This window comes from Haemophilus sputorum HK 2154, assembly GCF_000287615.1.
In the GTDB taxonomy this organism is placed as follows: domain Bacteria; phylum Pseudomonadota; class Gammaproteobacteria; order Enterobacterales; family Pasteurellaceae; genus Haemophilus_A; species Haemophilus_A sputorum.
Genome location: NZ_ALJP01000011.1, coordinates 38,983 through 55,873 on the forward strand (window position 1 = coordinate 38,983; position 16,891 = coordinate 55,873).

A 16,891-nucleotide genomic window follows, 5' to 3' on the forward strand; every position below is an offset into this window, starting at 1 on the left:
AAATGAATATCTTGTTAATTTCATTAGGTGCCGTGATGGGCGCATTGCTACGTTGGGGAATCGGACTCGTACTCAATCCACTATTTTCTAGCGTGGCATTAGGCACACTCATTGCAAATTGGCTAGGTTGTTTCTTAATTGGAATAGCGATGGGATTATCATTGGGCGATAATCAAAAATTGTTGTTTATTACTGGTTTTCTTGGCAGTTTTACCACTTTTTCAAGTTTTTCTGCCGAATTAAGCGAAAAATTATTGATTGGGAAATATGGCGAAGCCGCGTTCACACTTGGTCTTCATCTTTTGGGTGGCGTGTTATTAACGATTTTAGGTATCTGGCTCACGCAAATGCTAACACAAAGCTAATTACGCTTTATTTTTGAAGCGCTTGGCAAAGCACTTCGACAAATGCTTTCGGGTTTTCTAAGTGCGCATTATGCCCCGCGTTAGGAATTAAATGCATCGGCAAGCTATGCTGTTCTGCCATCTGCCGAAATTTTTTATCATACTCGCCAATAATAAATTGTATGTTTGACTGTGGTAATTGAAGGGAAAAATCAGGCTGTTTAGCCAAACTCGTTGCCTCTAACATCTGTGCAATCGCCTTACCGCAATTATTTTGCCGTTTTTCAATCAAATCTGACCGCTTGTCTGCGCTTAAATGTGAAAACACAGGCTGTTGATACCACGCTTCCAATACCTCTGGCATGGGTTCATTGCAAAAACGTTGTGCCCAAGCAGCATCGTTTTGCTGACGCGCATTTCGTTCAGCGTCCGTTTTTAGCCCAATATTCGCGCCTTCTAAAAAACTCTGCTGTAAATAAGGATTTGGCTGATTAAGGTGATAATCCAACGCCAATCGTCCACCTAGCGAATACCCCACTAAGATAAACGGCTCTTGAATCAATTGAGAAAGGGTTTGGTGCAATAATGCCCGAGCTTGTTCGAAGCTATGACAATGTGTCTGCACACTCTTGCCATGTAAGGGAAGATCGATAGTAAGCGGTCGGATTTGCGGAAAGTTTTGCAAAATCGTGAGCACCGCTTGCCAATCTTGTTGAGAACCAAGCAACCCATGTAAAAATACCATAGGTTGCCCAGTTTCTGCATGCCATTGATAGGCAAGCATTAGGCAAGTTCCGCCTGTGAAATTTGTTTTAACAGCGATTTATACAAGTTGCTGCCGTCATTCTCATTCACTTTAATTTCAACGACAGTTACCCCTTTACGTCCGTAAGCCTGTTTCAGTTTGACTTTCAAATCTGCCCAAGTAAATGGACGGATATATTCAAGCCCAAACATTGCCGCAACTTGCGCAAATTCTAAATTATGCGATAAGCGATAATAAGGGTCTTTAACTGCTGGTGAAACTGGCAACATATCGAAAATTGCCCCACCACTGTTATTCACAATAAACAGAATGCTAGGATGTTGCACTTGGCTCAGTAGCGCTAACGAATTTAGATCATGTAAGGCAGAAATATCACCTACCACACCCACAGTCGGACGTTCACTCGCAACCGCCACGCCAGCCATGGTTGCAATTAGCCCATCAATGCCACTTGCGCCACGATTGGTATAAACTGGGTAGCCTTCTGGTAATTTACATAAAGCATCAACCAAACGCACAAATAAGCTATTACCTAAGAATAAGTTACCATTTACGGCTAACACATCTTGAATGTGATGCGCAAGTGAAGCTTCATTTAATGCGCCACCAATTTGACTTTCAATAAACTTACCGCAGAACTGAGATAACGCTAACGGTTCAAACAACCACGGTTTCTGACGAAGCGGTGGATGAACACGCAAGAAATGATGCGCTTTCGAAATAAAACGCGTTTGCTGATGCGAATATGGATTGAGATAGCTTGGATGCTCATCGACTTGCCAGAATTCGCCTTTAAATGCTTCTAAGAACTGGTTGACGCGTTTACTGACAATTTGCGTACCAAATTGGATAACGATGTCTGCTTGTTGTAATTTATCAAACACAATTTTGTTTGAAAGCCAAATGTCAGCATATGGCAAACTCGCATCTACCGAAGATTGCACATCGGTCAACATACACCAACCGAGAGTTTCCGCCCAGTTTTTAATACCAAGCCCTTGCTCAACTGGCAATTTACCGACAATGATTACACCTCGCTTAGTGCGCCAGTAGTCCCAGTTAGCATGCATAGAAACTTCGCTTTGAATTTTTTGACTATCAATCCATTTTGCTTCCGGATTGCTTAACCAACTAATAATCGGTCTTAACCACGGATTGGTTCCAATCGCTGATTCATCCGCCTCATAAAGTGGCTCTGCAAAAGGCGCGTTAATATGCACAACACCACCTTGTTGGTTTTGCGTGACACAAGCTTGTTCCACAGCTCCAACTAACCAATTTGGTGCATAATCTGGGCTTGCTTTCGGTAAGTTTAAAGTCGCAACAGGGTAATTTGCGAAAATCCCAGGTTGTTCAATCGCTTGATTTACACCACAACCAATTAACTCTTGTGGACGATCCGCAGAAATCACAATCAGTTTATGTTGGGTAAGACTTGCTTCAATGACTGCCGGATATAAATTCGCCACTGCCGTGCCAGAAGTTGTAATGACTACGACCGGTGCATTGCTCGCTTTTGCCATCCCTAATGCAAAAAAGCCAAGCCCACGCTCATCAAAATGCGTATGACAAGTCACTTGATGTTGCTGTTGAAGCAATACTGCTTCTAAAGTCAAAGGTGTTGAGCGAGAACCCGGTGCGATACAGATGTGTTTGACGCCATAGCGTAACAATGCGTTTAAAATGACACGCGCCCAAGTTCGGTTAAAAGTACTGATATTCGTCATAATTTCTGTCAATCTATTTAAAATCGGAAATGGGAAGAATTGTAACAAAAACTAAGCAATTTTTGGAGAAAACTTGAAGTAAACTGCCATATTCGACAACTTTTAAAAAATAAAATCTCCATTAAATTAAGATTCAATGGAGATTTTCGGTTCACATCACGATTTTATTTTGCAAAACTTCTACAAAATTCAACCGCTTGTCGTTATTTCAACTGTGCAAAAGCACGATCCGCCGCCGCTAAAGTCGCTTGAATGTCTGCATCCGTATGCGCAAGCGACATAAAGCCTGCTTCAAAAGCTGATGGTGCTAAATAAACACCTTGCTCTAACATTAAGTGGAAGAAACGGTTAAATTTTGCAGCATCGCATTTCATCACAGATTGGAAATCCGTAATTTCTTGTTGTTCCGTAAAGAACAAGCCGAACATTCCGCCAACATATTGCACAGTAAATGGTACACCATGTTTATCTGCTAAAGCTTTTAATCCTTCAGCTAAGGTTTTAGTTTGAGCAGCCAATTTTTCTTCATTGCCCGCTTTTGATAATTCCGTTAAACATGCCAAACCCGCTGCCATTGCAATAGGGTTACCTGAAAGTGTACCCGCTTGATAAACCGGCCCCGTTGGCGCGATAAATTCCATAATTTCTTTTTTACCGCCGAAAGCCCCTACTGGCATACCGCCGCCGATAATTTTGCCTAACGTAGTTAAATCTGGTTTCACGCCATAATAAGATTGTGCGCCACCTAATGCTACGCGAAAACCAGTCATCACTTCATCAATAATAAAAACAGCACCATATTGATCACATAACTCACGCACGCCTTGTAAGAACCCTGCTTTTGGTGGAATACAATTCATATTGCCCGCTACAGGTTCAATAATTAAACAAGCAATGTCATTTGGATATTGTTCAAATGCCTGTTTAACTGAGTCTAAATCGTTATAGGTACAAGTTAAAGTATGTTTTGCAAAATCTGCTGGCACACCCGGACCACTTGGTTGACCTAATGTTAAAGCACCAGAACCTGCTTTTACTAACAAAGAATCTGAATGCCCGTGGTAACAGCCTTCAAATTTAATGATTTTATCGCGCCCTGTATAACCACGAGCAAGACGAATAGCTGACATCGTCGCTTCAGTGCCTGAACTAACCATACGAACTAATTCAATAGATGGCACTAATTTGCAGACCAATTCTGCTAAGGTAATTTCACTTTCTGTTGGTGCCCCAAAGCTTAAGCCATTTGGCACAGCTTTTAAGACGGCATCAATAATTGCTGGATGGTTATGCCCTAACACCATTGGGCCCCATGAACCAACATAATCGATATACTTTTTACCATCGCTATCGGTAATATAAGCACCTTCTGCTTTTTCAATAAAAACAGGTGTGCCACCGACCCCTTTAAATGCACGTACTGGTGAATTTACTCCACCAGGAATGACCTTTTGTGCTTTTTCGAATAGTTGTGCTGATTTTGACATAATTTTCCCTTTGCAAAATAATCTTAAAATTTAACCGCTATTTTACGTAAAAGCCTATAATTTGCCTAAAAGAATTTTTTAAATTTTGCCCTTTATGCTATGCTGGACGCCCTATTTTCATAATAATCATTAATGAGAAAAACGGAATATGTGGCTCACTTTTTTAGCGGTAGTCGTCGTTTCTTTTGCGACTTTAATTTTTATGCGTCCCGTTGCCGAAAAAGTTGGATTGATTGACAAACCAAACTTTCGTAAACGCCACCAAGGTTTTATTCCCCTCATTGGGGGCATTGCGCTGTTTCTTGGCACTCTTACTTTTTATGCATTCCAAGCCGACACGCTTCCGCTGCCTGGACTTTACCTGCTTTCTATGACCATTTTGCTGATTATCGGTGTACTTGACGACCGTTTTGACATCAGCCCTGCACTACGTGCAGGTATCCAAGCCATACTTGCAGGCGCTATGATTTATAGTGGTCTGGAACTCGAAAGCCTTGGGCAGATTATCGCACCTTTTAGCATTAAACTTGGCTTTTTCAGCCTAATTTTTACGGTATTCATCACTATTGGCGTAATTAACGCCTTTAATATGGTCGATGGTATTGATGGTTTATTAGCCGGTCTATCTAGCGTGAGCTTTGCTGGCATTGGTGCACTGATGTGGATAAACCAAGAACATGCTATCGCTTACTGGTGTTTAGCAATTATCCTCACACTGATTCCTTATGCAATGTTTAACCTCAGCGTTTTCGGTGCAAAATGGAAAGTGTTTATGGGAGACTCGGGAAGTACTTTAATCGGCTTTACTATTATTTGGATGTTGCTATTAAGCACCCAAGGTCAAGGCCATGCGATTAGCCCAATCACTGGACTCTGGCTCATTGCTGTGCCTCTAATTGATATGGTTGCGGTGATTTTCCGCCGTCTTAAAAAAGGTAAAAGCCCATTCAGACCAGACCGCTTGCACTTGCATCACCTATTGATGCGCGCGGGATTGACTTCACGCCAAGCGCTTGCCGTGATTGTTTTCTGGGCCGCCATTTGTGCAACCATTGGTGTTATGGGTGAAATTTATTACTGGAGCCAATCGATGATGGTATTAGGCTTCATTTTACTGTTCTTCCTTTATGCTTACTCTATCGTTCGCGCTTGGAAAATTACTCGTTTTGTGCGCCGTATGAAACGCCGCGCAAGAAAAAAATACATTCAGGAGAATTAAATTATGTTTCGTCAATTTTTTGCCATTTTATTACTCACAGCAGTAGGTGCTGGTGTGGGATACAGTGCAAGCCTTATTTTACCTACACAATGGCAAGCCGTGACTAAATTTGAAGCCCCAAAAACTGCTGAACTTGGTAATTATCTTTCTTTATCATCGACTTATAGTTTAGTCAGCGGTGCAGAAAATGCCGCCGATTTAAGTAAAATTGAAGCTCAAACTGGCGCGCAAAGTTATGCTGAATTCCAAAAAATGGTAAATGACGCTCAACTTCGTCAGGAATTTTTAACGCAATATGAACCAATCAAACAACAAGCTGCATTAGAAAATAAATCGGTTGCTACATTAGTACAAGCGGTCAAAAAATCTATTTCTTTTACCAATGACACGCTTAGTGTTAGCTCACTTAGCGCACTACAAGCTGAAAGTTTAATTGGGGATTACATTCGTTTTATTAACACGAAAACCAAAGAGAAGCTCAACCAAGATTTAGTGGCGAAATGGAAAGCACTTTTCCAACAAGTCAAAGCGGCAGCTGAATCGAAAATTGATGCTTCATGGGAAAACAAATTGAAAATGATGCAATCTGTTTCTCCGCTTGATAATCAGTTAGTCGCATTTCGTTTTGTACAAATGCCTAAAATTGAGGCTGTCCCGTTTGATTATATTAAATGGATTGGCGGTGGTGCAGGTGCTGGTTTTATATTAAGCCTCATAATGATTTTATTATTCAGCGTAGGTCGAAAAAAAGCAGAATAATTCGAAATTCAAAAAAACGAAATGGCAAGTGTTTCCACTTGCCATTTTTTATCTATTTAATCCAATTTTAATCAAGCTTTTGAGACTTTTACTACACCGCTTAATTTTGCTAATTTTTGAATAACCACATATAAATGCGCGTTGTCAGTCACAGCAATACGGAGGCTTACTTTATAATTTCCATTTTCCATTGGGCGGCTAACCACCTCACCAATGTTGCTGTTTGAAGCCGCAATAGTGTTGGTAAGACTTGCCAATACTCCCGGCTGATCTTTAATTTCCAATACAATATTCGTTTCAATAAATTCTGGTTTTTCAACCGCTTGTTCGTCGTCCAACCATTCACCATTATGTTTAAGTGCTTGGCGGATTTTCGCTTTTGCTTTACTACTTACCACAAATTTCAACCAAGACGGATGTGGATGTTTCCCTGGCTCGGTTAAAATCTCTACGGTTTGTCCTGATTGTAACGGTTGAGAAATTGGATAAGGTGCATGATCAACAATCGCTCCCACACAACAATCGCCAATATCTGAATGCACTGCATAAGCAAAATCTAACGCTGTTGCACGTGCTGGCAATTCAACAATTCGACCTTTTGGTGTAAAGACATAAATATCGTTTGAGAATAAATCAGATTTCACACTCTCGATAAATTCTTCGGTATTACCCGCGCTTTGTTGTAATTCAACAATGCTTTGTAACCAGCGTTGCGCACGTTGCTGCACACTGGTTGAATGCGATTTATCTTCCGAATATTGCCAGAATGCCGCCACACCTAGCTCAGCCATTTGATCCATCTCTTCGGTGCGAATATGCACTTCAATCGGTACACCTTTATGCCCAATCATTGAAGTCTGCAAAGACTGATATCCGTTAGTTTTCGGCACTGCAATATAATCTTTTACTTGGTAAGGACGTGGTTTATACAATGCATGCATTTGTCCAAGCACGCGGTAGCAATTATCGACGGTATCCACCACAATACGGAAAGCGTAAATATCTAAAATCGAGTGGAAATGCTGTTCTTTACGTAGCATTTTTTGATAAAGCGCATAGAGGTGTTTTTCACGACCATACACTCGTGCAGGAATGCCCACTTCTGCAAGACGGTTCTCAATTTCATGGGTGATTTTCGCAATCAAATCTTGACGCGAACTACGTGCCATCTCAATCCCCGTTTTTAAGATGTTATAACGATGCGGATAAATTGCCTGCAAACAGAGGTTTTCCAACTCGTTTTTAATATGCTCAATACCTAAACGATGCGCTAATGGACTATAAATTTCCAGAGTTTCTTTAGCGATACGGCGGCGTTTATCTGGGCGTAATGAACCTAATGTGCGCATATTATGCGTGCGGTCTGCGAGCTTAATCAGCACCACACGAATATCTTTGGTCATCGCCAAAATCATCTTACGGAAGTTTTCTACCTGTGCTTCTTGGCGCGTTCGGAATTTTAGCTTATCTAATTTAGACACGCCTTGCACAATATCCGCCACGCTTGAACCAAATTCGTTCGCCAACTGTTCTTCGGTGTAAGGTGTATCTTCAATCACATCATGTAAAAGTGCCGCCATTACCGCCTCATGGTCAAGCTTCATTTCTGCAATAATGCATGCTACCGCCACTGGATGAGTAATATATGGCTCACCACTTGAACGAGTTTGCCCTTCGTGCGCATCACGCGCAATGACAAAAGCACGTCTGACTAACTCAATTTTTTCTTCTGGCAAATAGCCTTGAATAATGCGTTCTAAAGGTTCGAAAAGATACACGGGACACCTTCTTACTTCTTATAAGATAAAAAAATGGACAATCAATGTCGCAAATTTGACGGAAATTCCGACCGCTTGCAAGACTATTTATTGTCCATTATCAATACTTTTGATGAAATATAATTTACTCAGCGTTCGCTTGAACATCCGCTAGGAAAGAAATCGCTTCCTTTTCTGCAATATCTTGTTGAATCGCATCATTATTTTCGATTTGATCCATAATCTCACGGTTAATTAAGCGTTGTTCGATCTCACGTAACGCAATGACCGTTGGTTTATCATTTTCTTCATCAACCAACGGCTCACGAACGTGAAGTTGAAGTTGTCTTGCGCGACGCGCTGCAATTAAAATTAAGTCAAAACGGTTGCCGATTACTTCAGCGGCTTCTTGAACAGTCACACGAGCCATGTTCTTCTCCAGAAATTTGCGAATTCATTTACCAAAAGGATAGAGATTATACAGAAATTCAGACTTGCTTACAATGCAAGCGGTCTGATTTCGTTAATTTCTTGTAAAAGAATTAAAAAGCAATGTATTCCGCTTCTAAGCCCAATTCTGCTTTCACCAAAGCAAAAGTACTCTCTTTCGTGCTTAATTTTGACTGATTTTCTGCCAACACAACTCGCGAGATCGGCGCTGTTTCCCCTTGCAAGCGGTAGAAATTTAGCGCATTTTGCAAAGGTAACATACTTGGGTTAAACGCCGCATTTTCAGCATAACGTCCTGTAATAATACGCTCCCCTGATTGTAACGCAACTGCACTTTGTAAATGACTATAAGGCGCATAACTTGAACGAGCCGCCTCAATCGCTGCTTCCGTCAAATTAGCAGGTTGTGTTGTTGGAGTTGGCCCATCAAATAAACAATCGGTAATATTCAAATTACGAGGGCCAAATGCATCTGGCAAATAGCTATGTAGCGCATTATTTTGACTATGTGGCAAATGAATCCGCAATGTCGGCGCTGAATTTAGCTCATTCATAAACTGGCGGCAATGCCCGCATGGTGTGTAATTGACTACCACATCTGTAATACGTTTTTCGCCCATCTGCCAAGCATGCATCAGTGCAGATTGTTCAGCATGAACAGTTTGCCCAATAGAGACGCTTTCAAATTCTTGATTTGCGCCAAAATAAAAATTTCCAGACTCACCAATAGCAATCGCCCCTACATAAAATGCAGAAATTGGCGCTTTGGAATAACAGGCTGCAACGGGCAAACAAGCTAAGGCAAAGTCAATTTGAGAAAGTTGGAATTGTTCACAAAGTGTTTTGACCTGTTCAGCAGATAAATACGCGTGGTAGTGTTGCTCTGCAAGCTGGGTTAGAACTGCGGAGGTGATAGGCATATTTGGGAGACGGGAGAAATTGGTTGAGATGGACATAGAAGCCTCCTGTATTTTAAATTACAAGAATTATAATATTGACTATTTTTTATAAAATCGCGCTATATTGTATATACTGATAAAAATAAATATATACGGAGTATATGCTATGATGACAAAAGTTTTTCAAAGTGGCAACAGCCAAGCAGTGAGAATTCCTGTCGATTTTCGTTTCGATGTGGATACTGTAGAAATTCTACATGGGGAAAATGGCGATATTATTTTAAGACCGTTTAAACCTAAAGCAGATATGGAATTTTTGGCTTTATTTGAAGGATTTGATGAAGATTTTATTAAGGCGTTAGAAAATCGAGATCTTGCGCCACCACAGGAGCGTGGTTCACTATGATTTATATACTTGATACCAATATTTTGATTTATTTAATGAAAAATAGACTGCTTTCAGTTACACAAAAAGTGGCTCAACTAATTCCTCAGATCAACTAGTGATGAGTTTTGTGACTTATGCCGAGTTACTTAAAGGTGCGAATGGTAGTGCGAACCCTGAAAAAGCACTAGAGAAAATCAACAAAATCACGCAACGTATTCCTGTTGTTTATCCAAGATATCGAAATGTGCGAATATCTTAAAACAGCAAGGTACACTGATTGGCAGTAATGACTTATGGATTGCCTGTCATGCTTTGGCAATAAATGCTGTGTTGGTAAACCATAATATAAAAGAGGTTCAGAGGATTGGCAAAATAAGTTGGGATGACTAGACTAGATTATATTAAACACTGTCTAAATATTATTTAAATGATATAATAAATAAAAGTTTATATTATGGAGATATAGTATGTCTGATTATAAAATTACATCTATAAAAATTTTAGGATTCTGGGAAGAATATACTTGTAATAATAAATTCAATGATGATATTAATATTATTATAGGTAGAAACGGATCTGGAAAAACTACTTTTATGAACATTCTACATGCTGCTTTATCTATTGACATGCTTGAATTAAGTGAAAGTGAATTTCAAGAAATAAATATAACATTAGAAAACACCCATAGAACTGCATTTATACAAATTATAAAGAATGACTTAGATGAAGAAAGAATACCAACAATCACATATAAAATAGATAGTAGAGAATATACACTTCCAATCCTTAGTGAGGGAAGAAGTCTATTTATTCGAAAAAGGATGCAAGAGCGTTATATCGACTTACAAGAACATATGAATCAATATGTAAAATTATATTCTCTATCAGTCTATAGAAATAAAAACAATTATAAATACGAAAGAGACAAAAATGAATTATACAAAAAAGGAATTTCATCATCCGTAGATTACTATTTAGATGAATTACTATCTCAATTTAGTAAATATCAACTTGAACTTACTCAACAGTCTCAAACCATATCAGAGCAACTACAAAAAGACGTTCTATTATCTCTTCTAGACACCAATAAAAGGGCAATTAAACGTATTGCTAATAAGGAAAGTGAAAGACAAAAATTAAAAAGAACTTATAAGCGTTTTGGATTCAATGACAAGGATACAGAACATAAAATAGACAATTACATTAATACCGTTTTTGATGAAATTGAAACAATAGAATTGTTTAAGAAAAAAAGCGGGATTAATGATGATTTTGAAATTCCATCCCAAGCAATTATAACAAAACAAATATTTGATAAAATCATAGAATTATCTAGTGAAGCAGAGGCAAAAAATGAGAAAATATTTTCTAACAATAACTTATTTTTAGACACTCTATCTAAATTTACAGATAAACGTTTCAAGCTAAACAAAGGAGAATTAAACTTTGTTAAAAATGATAAAATGCCAATATCACTATTTAAGCTATCCTCTGGAGAAAAACAATTATTAATATTACTAATCGAAACATTATTACAAAGAAAAGAGCGTTGTATCTTTCTTGCTGATGAGCCAGAAATATCTTTACATATCGAATGGCAAAGAGAAATTATTTCTTCTGTTTTAGCTTTAAATCCCAATGCTCAGATAATTGTTGCAACACATTCACCTGAAATCGCAGGTAAACATAAAAGTAAAATTATTAAGATGAATGACATTCGTGAATTGACAGGCTTTATACATGAAAGATGATTTAGAATACTCTCTCGATGCAGAAAATAGCTTATCCGAATTTACTGAAACAGATTATATCGTTTATGTTGAGGATAAAAATGATGAATTCTTTTGGGGAAAAATATTCTCTATATTCTCTAAAAGAAAAACTTTCAGCTTTAGATATGAGGAAAATATCACGGGATGTAGTATTCTAGATGAAAAAATCGAGCAAATAAAATCAGGTAAGTTAAATAATTCTATTATAGTTGCTCGAGATTCTGATTATTTAGAATATCACAATAAAAAAACATCTCATAAGAATATCCTATATACCTATGGGCATTCTATTGAAAATTGTTTATTCTCTAAAATTGCTTTAGATTTAATAATTGAAAACTACTCTAGAGGGAAAATATCCAAGAAGGAAATTAACATCTGGTCACAAAACATACACGATCAATTACAGGAATTAATTAAGCTAGATATTATTCTTCAATTTGAGCAAAGAGGTATTCAGGTACTAGGTAATTCATGTGATAGATTTCTTAAGAGGAACTCTAATGAATTAGATAATCAAAAAATATCAATGTTTATAGAAAACACGATAAATAATGAACACTACATAAAAGAAAACATATCTAATATAGAGAAAGTTCCTTTTCACTTTATTAAAGGACATTTTTTAGTAAGTCTAATCAGCCAATTTATACGACATCGCTGTTTATTTAAAAGTCTACCATTAGATAATCTAATCTCAACTAGTTTTATACTACTAGATAAAACCCTAGAAATAGATAATGAACGTATAGACTATTATTCCGACTTATGCTCACTCTTATAAGGCATATAGGACAAAGCCCTCAGGACTTTAAGCTCTGAGGGCTTTTCTATCTCTTAACGGTGGGCTTTTAGTCCACCTTATAGATTACTCTTCCGATTCCATTTCTGCGTTTAATAACGCAGCAAGGCTTTGGGTTGCATCATCAGCCACGAATTCAAATTCGGCTTCGATGTCAGCATCAGTAGCAAAGCTGTTGGTTGGATTTGCAAAAGTTTCTGCAAAATCAACCGCTTGTCCTGCCGCCGCCGCGGCACGTTTTTCTGCACGTGCTTTGTGGTATGCAAAACCAGTACCTGCTGGGATTAAACGACCTACGATAACGTTCTCTTTCAAGCCACGTAATTCGTCTTGTTTACCTGCCACCGCTGCTTCAGTTAACACACGGGTAGTTTCTTGGAATGATGCTGCTGAGATGAATGACTCAGTTGCAAGTGATGCTTTGGTAATACCAAGCAATTCACGTTCAAATTCTACCAATGGTTTGCCTTCTTCTGCACGTTTGCGGTTTGCAATTTTCACGCGTGCTACTTCAACCTGTTCCCCTTCAAGGAATTCGCTGTCGTAAGCGTTGGTGATAACGGCTTTACGTAACATTTGGCGAACGATAACTTCAATATGTTTATCGTTAATTTTTACCCCTTGTAAGCGGTAAACTTCTTGAACTTCGTTAACGATGTAGTCGGTTACTGCGTGTACGCCACGTAAGCGTAAGATATCATGTGGTGTTTCTGCACCATCTGAGATCACATCACCACGTTGTACCATTTCACCTTCGAATACGTTGAGCTGACGCCATTTTGGAATCATTTCTTCGTATGCTTCGCCTTCTGCCGGGGTAATCACTAAGCGGCGTTTACCTTTGGTTTCTTTACCGAATGAAACGATACCTGAGATTTCCGCCAAGATTGCTGGCTCTTTCGGTTTACGTGCTTCGAATAAGTCTGCAACGCGTGGAAGACCACCGGTAATATCTTTGGTACCTACAGACTCTTGTGGAATACGCGCTAACGCTTCACCCACACCAATCTCAACACCATCATCTAAAGTCACAATCGCTTTACCTGGTAAGAAGTATTGCGCCGGTACATCGGTACCTGGAATTAAGATGTCATTACCGTTGCTATCCACTAAGCGTAATGCTGGACGTAAGTCTTTACCTGCAGTTGCACGTTCACCCACATCTTGAACAACGATTGATGATAAACCTGTTAATTCATCTGTTTGACGAGTAACGGTTAAACCATCTAAGATGTCGCTAAATTGGATGCGACCCGCCACCTCTGAGATAACCGGCATGGTATGCGGATCCCAGTTTGCAACGATTTCACCAACTGAGACTTCTTCGCCATCATTTTTCGATAACACTGCACCGTAAGGCACTTTATAGTTCTCTTTGGTACGACCAAAGGTGTCGATAACGGTTAATTCAGTGTTACGTGAAGTTAATACCAACTTACCGTCTTTGTTTGTAACGAATTTTGCATTGCTTAACTTAATCGTACCGTTGTTTTTCACTTGTACGCTAGATTCTTTCGCTGCTGCAGATGCTGCACCACCGATGTGGAACGTACGCATGGTTAACTGTGTACCCGGCTCACCAATTGATTGAGCTGCGATAACACCCACTGCTTCACCTTGGTTGATTAAGTGACCGCGAGCAAGGTCACGACCGTAACATTTCGCACACACACCAAAGTCAGTATCACAAGTTACAACTGAACGTACTTTGATACTATCTACAGAGTTTTCATCGATCACGTCACATAATTTTTCATCAATTAATGTGTTACGTGCGATTAACACTTCATTCGTACCTGGTTTTAATACATCTTCTGCCGCTACACGACCTAATACAAGTTCGCGTAATGGCACTTTCTCATCGCCACCTTCAATGTGAGGTGTCATTACAATACCTTCAGATGTACCACAGTCATCCGCGATGATGACTAAGTCTTGTGCTACGTCAACTAAACGACGGGTTAAGTAACCTGAGTTCGCTGTTTTTAATGCGGTATCAGCAAGACCTTTACGCGCACCGTGGGTTGAAATAAAGTACTGAAGAACGTTTAAGCCTTCACGGAAGTTCGCCGTGATTGGTGTTTCGATGATCGAACCATCTGGACGCGCCATCAAACCACGCATACCTGCTAACTGACGAATCTGTGCCGCAGAACCACGCGCACCTGAATCCGCCATCATAAAGATGCTGTTGAAAGAGGCTTGTTTTTCTAAGTTACCTTCACGGTTAACCACTTCTTCCGTAGAAAGGTTTTCCATCATCGCTTTTGCAACGCGTTCGTTTGCTGCAGCCCAAATATCGATCACTTTATTATAGCGCTCACCCGCAGTTACAAGACCTGAGTTAAATTGCTCTTGAATCTCTGCAACTTCTGCTTCTGCTGCGCGAATAATGTCTTCTTTTTGTGCTGGAATCACCATATCATTGATACCAACAGATGCACCAGAACGTGCTGCGTATGCAAAACCAGTGTACATAACATGGTCAGCTAATAATACAGACTCTTTTAATCCTAAACGACGGTAACATTCGTTGATCAATTTTGAGATCGCTTTTTTACCTAATGTTTGGTTAAAGAGTTTATATGGCATACCTTTTGGTGCGATCATCCATAAGATTGCACGACCTACCGTGGTATCCATTAATGAAGTTTTTGGCTCAAATTCGCCTGCTTCATTTTTCTCATATTCAGTCACACGAACTTTAACGCGTGCGTGTAATTCTGCTTGACCTGTACGATACGCTTTTTCAGCTTCACGTGGGTCTAAGAAGTACATGCCTTCGCCTTTCGCGTTCACTTTCTCACGCGTCATGTAGTACAAACCTAATACAACGTCTTGAGATGGAACGATGATCGGGTCACCACTCGCTGGAGAAAGTACGTTGTTGGTTGACATCATTAACGCACGTGCTTCTAACTGAGCTTCAAGTGTTAATGGTACGTGAACCGCCATTTGGTCACCATCGAAGTCCGCGTTGAACGCCGCACAAACAAGTGGGTGTAACTGGATTGCTTTACCTTCGATAAGAATTGGTTCAAATGCTTGAATACCTAAACGGTGAAGCGTTGGCGCACGGTTTAATAAAATTGGATGTTCGCGGATAACTTCTGCAAGGATATCCCATACGATTGGCTCTTCGCGCTCAACCATTTTCTTCGCAGCTTTAATTGTTGATGCAATGCCACGAGATTCTAATTTTGAATAAATAAATGGACGGAATAATTCCAATGCCATTTTTTTCGGTAAACCACATTGGTGAAGACGTAAGTATGGACCTACGGTAATTACCGAACGACCTGAATAGTCAACACGTTTACCTAATAAGTTTTGACGGAAACGACCTTGTTTACCTTTGATCATATCTGCCAAAGATTTTAATGGACGTTTGTTAGAACCGGTAATTGCACGACCGCGACGACCGTTATCTAATAATGCATCTACAGACTCTTGTAACATACGTTTTTCGTTACGTACGATGATATCCGGTGCGACTAAATCTAATAAGCGTTTTAAACGGTTATTACGGTTAATAACACGACGGTATAAATCGTTTAAGTCTGAAGTCGCGAAACGACCACCATCAAGTGGTACTAACGGACGTAAATCTGGTGGAAGTACTGGTAATACGGTCATTACCATCCATTCTGGTTTATTGCCAGATTGTTGGAACGCTTCTAATAATTTTAAACGTTTCGTGATTTTTTTACGTTTAGTTTCAGAGTTAGTTTCTTGTAACTCTTCGCGCATCACTTCGCATTGGTGTTCTAAATCCATGTCGCGTAATAATGCTTGGATACCTTCTGCACCCATTTTCGCTTCGAATTCATCACCCCAACGCTCTTCTGCGTCCATGAACTGTTCTTCAGTTAATAACTGACCTTTTTCAAGATCGGTCATACCTGGTTCAGTCACTACATAGCTTTCGAAATAAAGTACACGTTCAATATCACGCAATGGCATATCTAAAATCAAACCGATACGGGACGGTAATGATTTTAAGAACCAAATATGCGCAACTGGGCAAGCTAATTCGATATGACCCATACGATCACGACGAACTTTAGTTTGAGTAACTTCAACACCACATTTTTCACAAATTACGCCACGGTGTTTTAAGCGTTTATATTTACCACATAAACATTCGTAGTCTTTTACCGGCCCGAAAATACGCGCACAGAAAAGACCATCGCGCTCAGGTTTGAAGGTACGGTAGTTGATGGTTTCTGGTTTTTTTACTTCACCGAAAGACCAAGAACGGATCTTATCTGGTGAGGCTAAACCAATTTTAATTACATCAAAATCATCGTTTGATTTAGATTGTGCTTTTAAAAACTTAACTAAGTCTTTCACTTTTTGCCCCTAGTTTGAGGTTGTTTTGCTTGGCAGGCTTCGCCCACCTTATAAAATTTTTTCGATTGCAAGCGGTTCGATTTGTAAAATTTTTTGCAAATTTGACCGCTTGTTCCAGTCTCCCTCTTTAGTAAAGAGGGATTAGGGGAGATTTGGCAGAAGTAAAAA

Annotated in this window: 14 protein-coding genes; 7 read left to right on the forward strand and 7 right to left on the reverse strand. The window is 39.5% G+C overall.

Annotated elements, in window-relative coordinates:
• Positions 1-2: 2 nt before the first annotated feature.
• Entirely contained in the window at positions 3-365 is a 363-nt protein-coding gene (locus tag HMPREF1128_RS06865; RefSeq protein WP_007525727.1) for a CrcB family protein, read from the forward strand.
• A gap of 7 nt (positions 366-372) precedes the next feature.
• On the opposite strand, the gene menH is transcribed toward HMPREF1128_RS06865, so the two are convergent.
• The 3 genes from menH to hemL all read right to left on the reverse strand — a co-directional run bounded on the left by menH (position 373) and on the right by hemL (position 4,324).
• A complete protein-coding gene (gene menH, locus HMPREF1128_RS06870) occupies positions 373-1,128 on the reverse strand; it encodes a 2-succinyl-6-hydroxy-2,4-cyclohexadiene-1-carboxylate synthase (protein ID WP_007525724.1) in 756 nt (251 codons plus the stop codon).
• Positions 1,128-2,837, reverse strand: coding sequence for a 2-succinyl-5-enolpyruvyl-6-hydroxy-3-cyclohexene-1-carboxylic-acid synthase (gene menD / locus HMPREF1128_RS06875; protein ID WP_007525766.1), 1,710 nt, complete (start codon positions 2,835-2,837; stop codon positions 1,128-1,130). Before menD ends, menH begins: the two co-directional genes overlap by 1 nt.
• A gap of 203 nt (positions 2,838-3,040) precedes the next feature.
• Positions 3,041-4,324 (reverse strand): glutamate-1-semialdehyde 2,1-aminomutase, encoded by a 1,284-nt coding sequence (gene hemL / locus HMPREF1128_RS06880; protein WP_007525651.1) that lies wholly within the window; start codon positions 4,322-4,324, stop codon positions 3,041-3,043.
• 148 nt (positions 4,325-4,472) lie between these two features.
• Here hemL and wecA point away from each other — a divergent pair, with 148 nt between their 5' ends.
• Positions 4,473-5,543: a UDP-N-acetylglucosamine--undecaprenyl-phosphate N-acetylglucosaminephosphotransferase gene (gene wecA, locus HMPREF1128_RS06885; protein ID WP_007525717.1), complete on the forward strand. Its 1,071-nt coding sequence runs from the start codon at positions 4,473-4,475 to the stop codon at positions 5,541-5,543.
• A 3-nt stretch (positions 5,544-5,546) separates the two neighbouring features.
• On the forward strand, positions 5,547-6,302 hold the full coding sequence (locus tag HMPREF1128_RS06890; RefSeq protein WP_007525646.1) for a hypothetical protein: 756 nt from the start codon (positions 5,547-5,549) through the stop codon (positions 6,300-6,302).
• Positions 6,303-6,373: 71 nt separating this feature from the next.
• Here the strand turns inward: HMPREF1128_RS06890 and HMPREF1128_RS06895 are convergent, their stop codons facing one another.
• The 3 genes from HMPREF1128_RS06895 to cdd form a co-directional block, all read right to left on the reverse strand.
• Complete coding sequence (locus HMPREF1128_RS06895) at positions 6,374-8,080, reverse strand: bifunctional (p)ppGpp synthetase/guanosine-3',5'-bis(diphosphate) 3'-pyrophosphohydrolase (RefSeq protein WP_007525721.1); 1,707 nt, start codon at positions 8,078-8,080, stop codon at positions 6,374-6,376.
• 124 nt (positions 8,081-8,204) lie between these two features.
• The gene (gene rpoZ, locus HMPREF1128_RS06900) at positions 8,205-8,489 is read right to left on the reverse strand and encodes a DNA-directed RNA polymerase subunit omega (protein ID WP_007525722.1); all 285 of its coding nucleotides are present in this window, start codon (positions 8,487-8,489) and stop codon (positions 8,205-8,207) included.
• Positions 8,490-8,601: 112 nt separating this feature from the next.
• A complete protein-coding gene (gene cdd, locus HMPREF1128_RS06905) occupies positions 8,602-9,465 on the reverse strand; it encodes a cytidine deaminase (protein ID WP_007525760.1) in 864 nt (287 codons plus the stop codon).
• A 109-nt stretch (positions 9,466-9,574) separates the two neighbouring features.
• Between cdd and HMPREF1128_RS06910 the strand changes: the two genes are divergently transcribed.
• The 4 genes from HMPREF1128_RS06910 (at position 9,575) to HMPREF1128_RS06920 (ending at position 12,352) form a co-directional block, all read left to right on the forward strand.
• Positions 9,575-9,814 (forward strand): AbrB/MazE/SpoVT family DNA-binding domain-containing protein, encoded by a 240-nt coding sequence (locus HMPREF1128_RS06910; RefSeq protein WP_007525744.1) that lies wholly within the window; start codon positions 9,575-9,577, stop codon positions 9,812-9,814.
• A gap of 100 nt (positions 9,815-9,914) precedes the next feature.
• Positions 9,915-10,055 carry a PIN domain-containing protein gene (locus HMPREF1128_RS10380; RefSeq protein WP_007525658.1) on the forward strand — a complete coding sequence of 47 codons (141 nt, stop codon included), beginning with the start codon at positions 9,915-9,917 and terminating at the stop codon, positions 10,053-10,055.
• Between the two features lie 208 nt (positions 10,056-10,263).
• Entirely contained in the window at positions 10,264-11,547 is a 1,284-nt protein-coding gene (locus HMPREF1128_RS06915; protein ID WP_007525635.1) for an AAA family ATPase, read from the forward strand.
• Positions 11,537-12,352 carry a DUF4435 domain-containing protein gene (locus HMPREF1128_RS06920; RefSeq protein WP_007525728.1) on the forward strand — a complete coding sequence of 272 codons (816 nt, stop codon included), beginning with the start codon at positions 11,537-11,539 and terminating at the stop codon, positions 12,350-12,352. The genes HMPREF1128_RS06915 and HMPREF1128_RS06920 overlap by 11 nt, the downstream gene beginning before the upstream one ends.
• Positions 12,353-12,436: 84 nt before the next feature.
• Here HMPREF1128_RS06920 and rpoC read toward each other — a convergent pair whose 3' ends face one another.
• A complete protein-coding gene (rpoC, locus tag HMPREF1128_RS06925) occupies positions 12,437-16,723 on the reverse strand; it encodes a DNA-directed RNA polymerase subunit beta' (RefSeq protein WP_007525686.1) in 4,287 nt (1,428 codons plus the stop codon).
• Positions 16,724-16,891 lie beyond the last annotated feature (168 nt).

Excerpts from the sequence above, each read along its gene's own strand:
- HMPREF1128_RS06910 (WP_007525744.1), top strand. The coding sequence starts at position 9,575 with ATGATGACAAAAGTTTTTCAAAGTGGCAACAGCCAAGCAGTGAGAATT.
- wecA (WP_007525717.1), top strand. The coding sequence starts at position 4,473 with ATGTGGCTCACTTTTTTAGCGGTAGTCGTCGTTTCTTTTGCGACTTTA.
- menD (WP_007525766.1), bottom strand. The coding sequence starts at position 2,837 with ATGACGAATATCAGTACTTTTAACCGAACTTGGGCGCGTGTCATTTTA.
- hemL (WP_007525651.1), bottom strand. The coding sequence starts at position 4,324 with ATGTCAAAATCAGCACAACTATTCGAAAAAGCACAAAAGGTCATTCCT.
- HMPREF1128_RS06915 (WP_007525635.1), top strand. The coding sequence starts at position 10,264 with ATGTCTGATTATAAAATTACATCTATAAAAATTTTAGGATTCTGGGAA.
- HMPREF1128_RS06920 (WP_007525728.1), top strand. The coding sequence starts at position 11,537 with ATGAAAGATGATTTAGAATACTCTCTCGATGCAGAAAATAGCTTATCC.
- HMPREF1128_RS06890 (WP_007525646.1), top strand. The coding sequence starts at position 5,547 with ATGTTTCGTCAATTTTTTGCCATTTTATTACTCACAGCAGTAGGTGCT.
- menH (WP_007525724.1), bottom strand. The coding sequence starts at position 1,128 with ATGCTTGCCTATCAATGGCATGCAGAAACTGGGCAACCTATGGTATTT.
- HMPREF1128_RS06865 (WP_007525727.1), top strand. The coding sequence starts at position 3 with ATGAATATCTTGTTAATTTCATTAGGTGCCGTGATGGGCGCATTGCTA.
- cdd (WP_007525760.1), bottom strand. The coding sequence starts at position 9,465 with ATGTCCATCTCAACCAATTTCTCCCGTCTCCCAAATATGCCTATCACC.
- rpoZ (WP_007525722.1), bottom strand. The coding sequence starts at position 8,489 with ATGGCTCGTGTGACTGTTCAAGAAGCCGCTGAAGTAATCGGCAACCGT.
- HMPREF1128_RS10380 (WP_007525658.1), top strand. The coding sequence starts at position 9,915 with ATGAGTTTTGTGACTTATGCCGAGTTACTTAAAGGTGCGAATGGTAGT.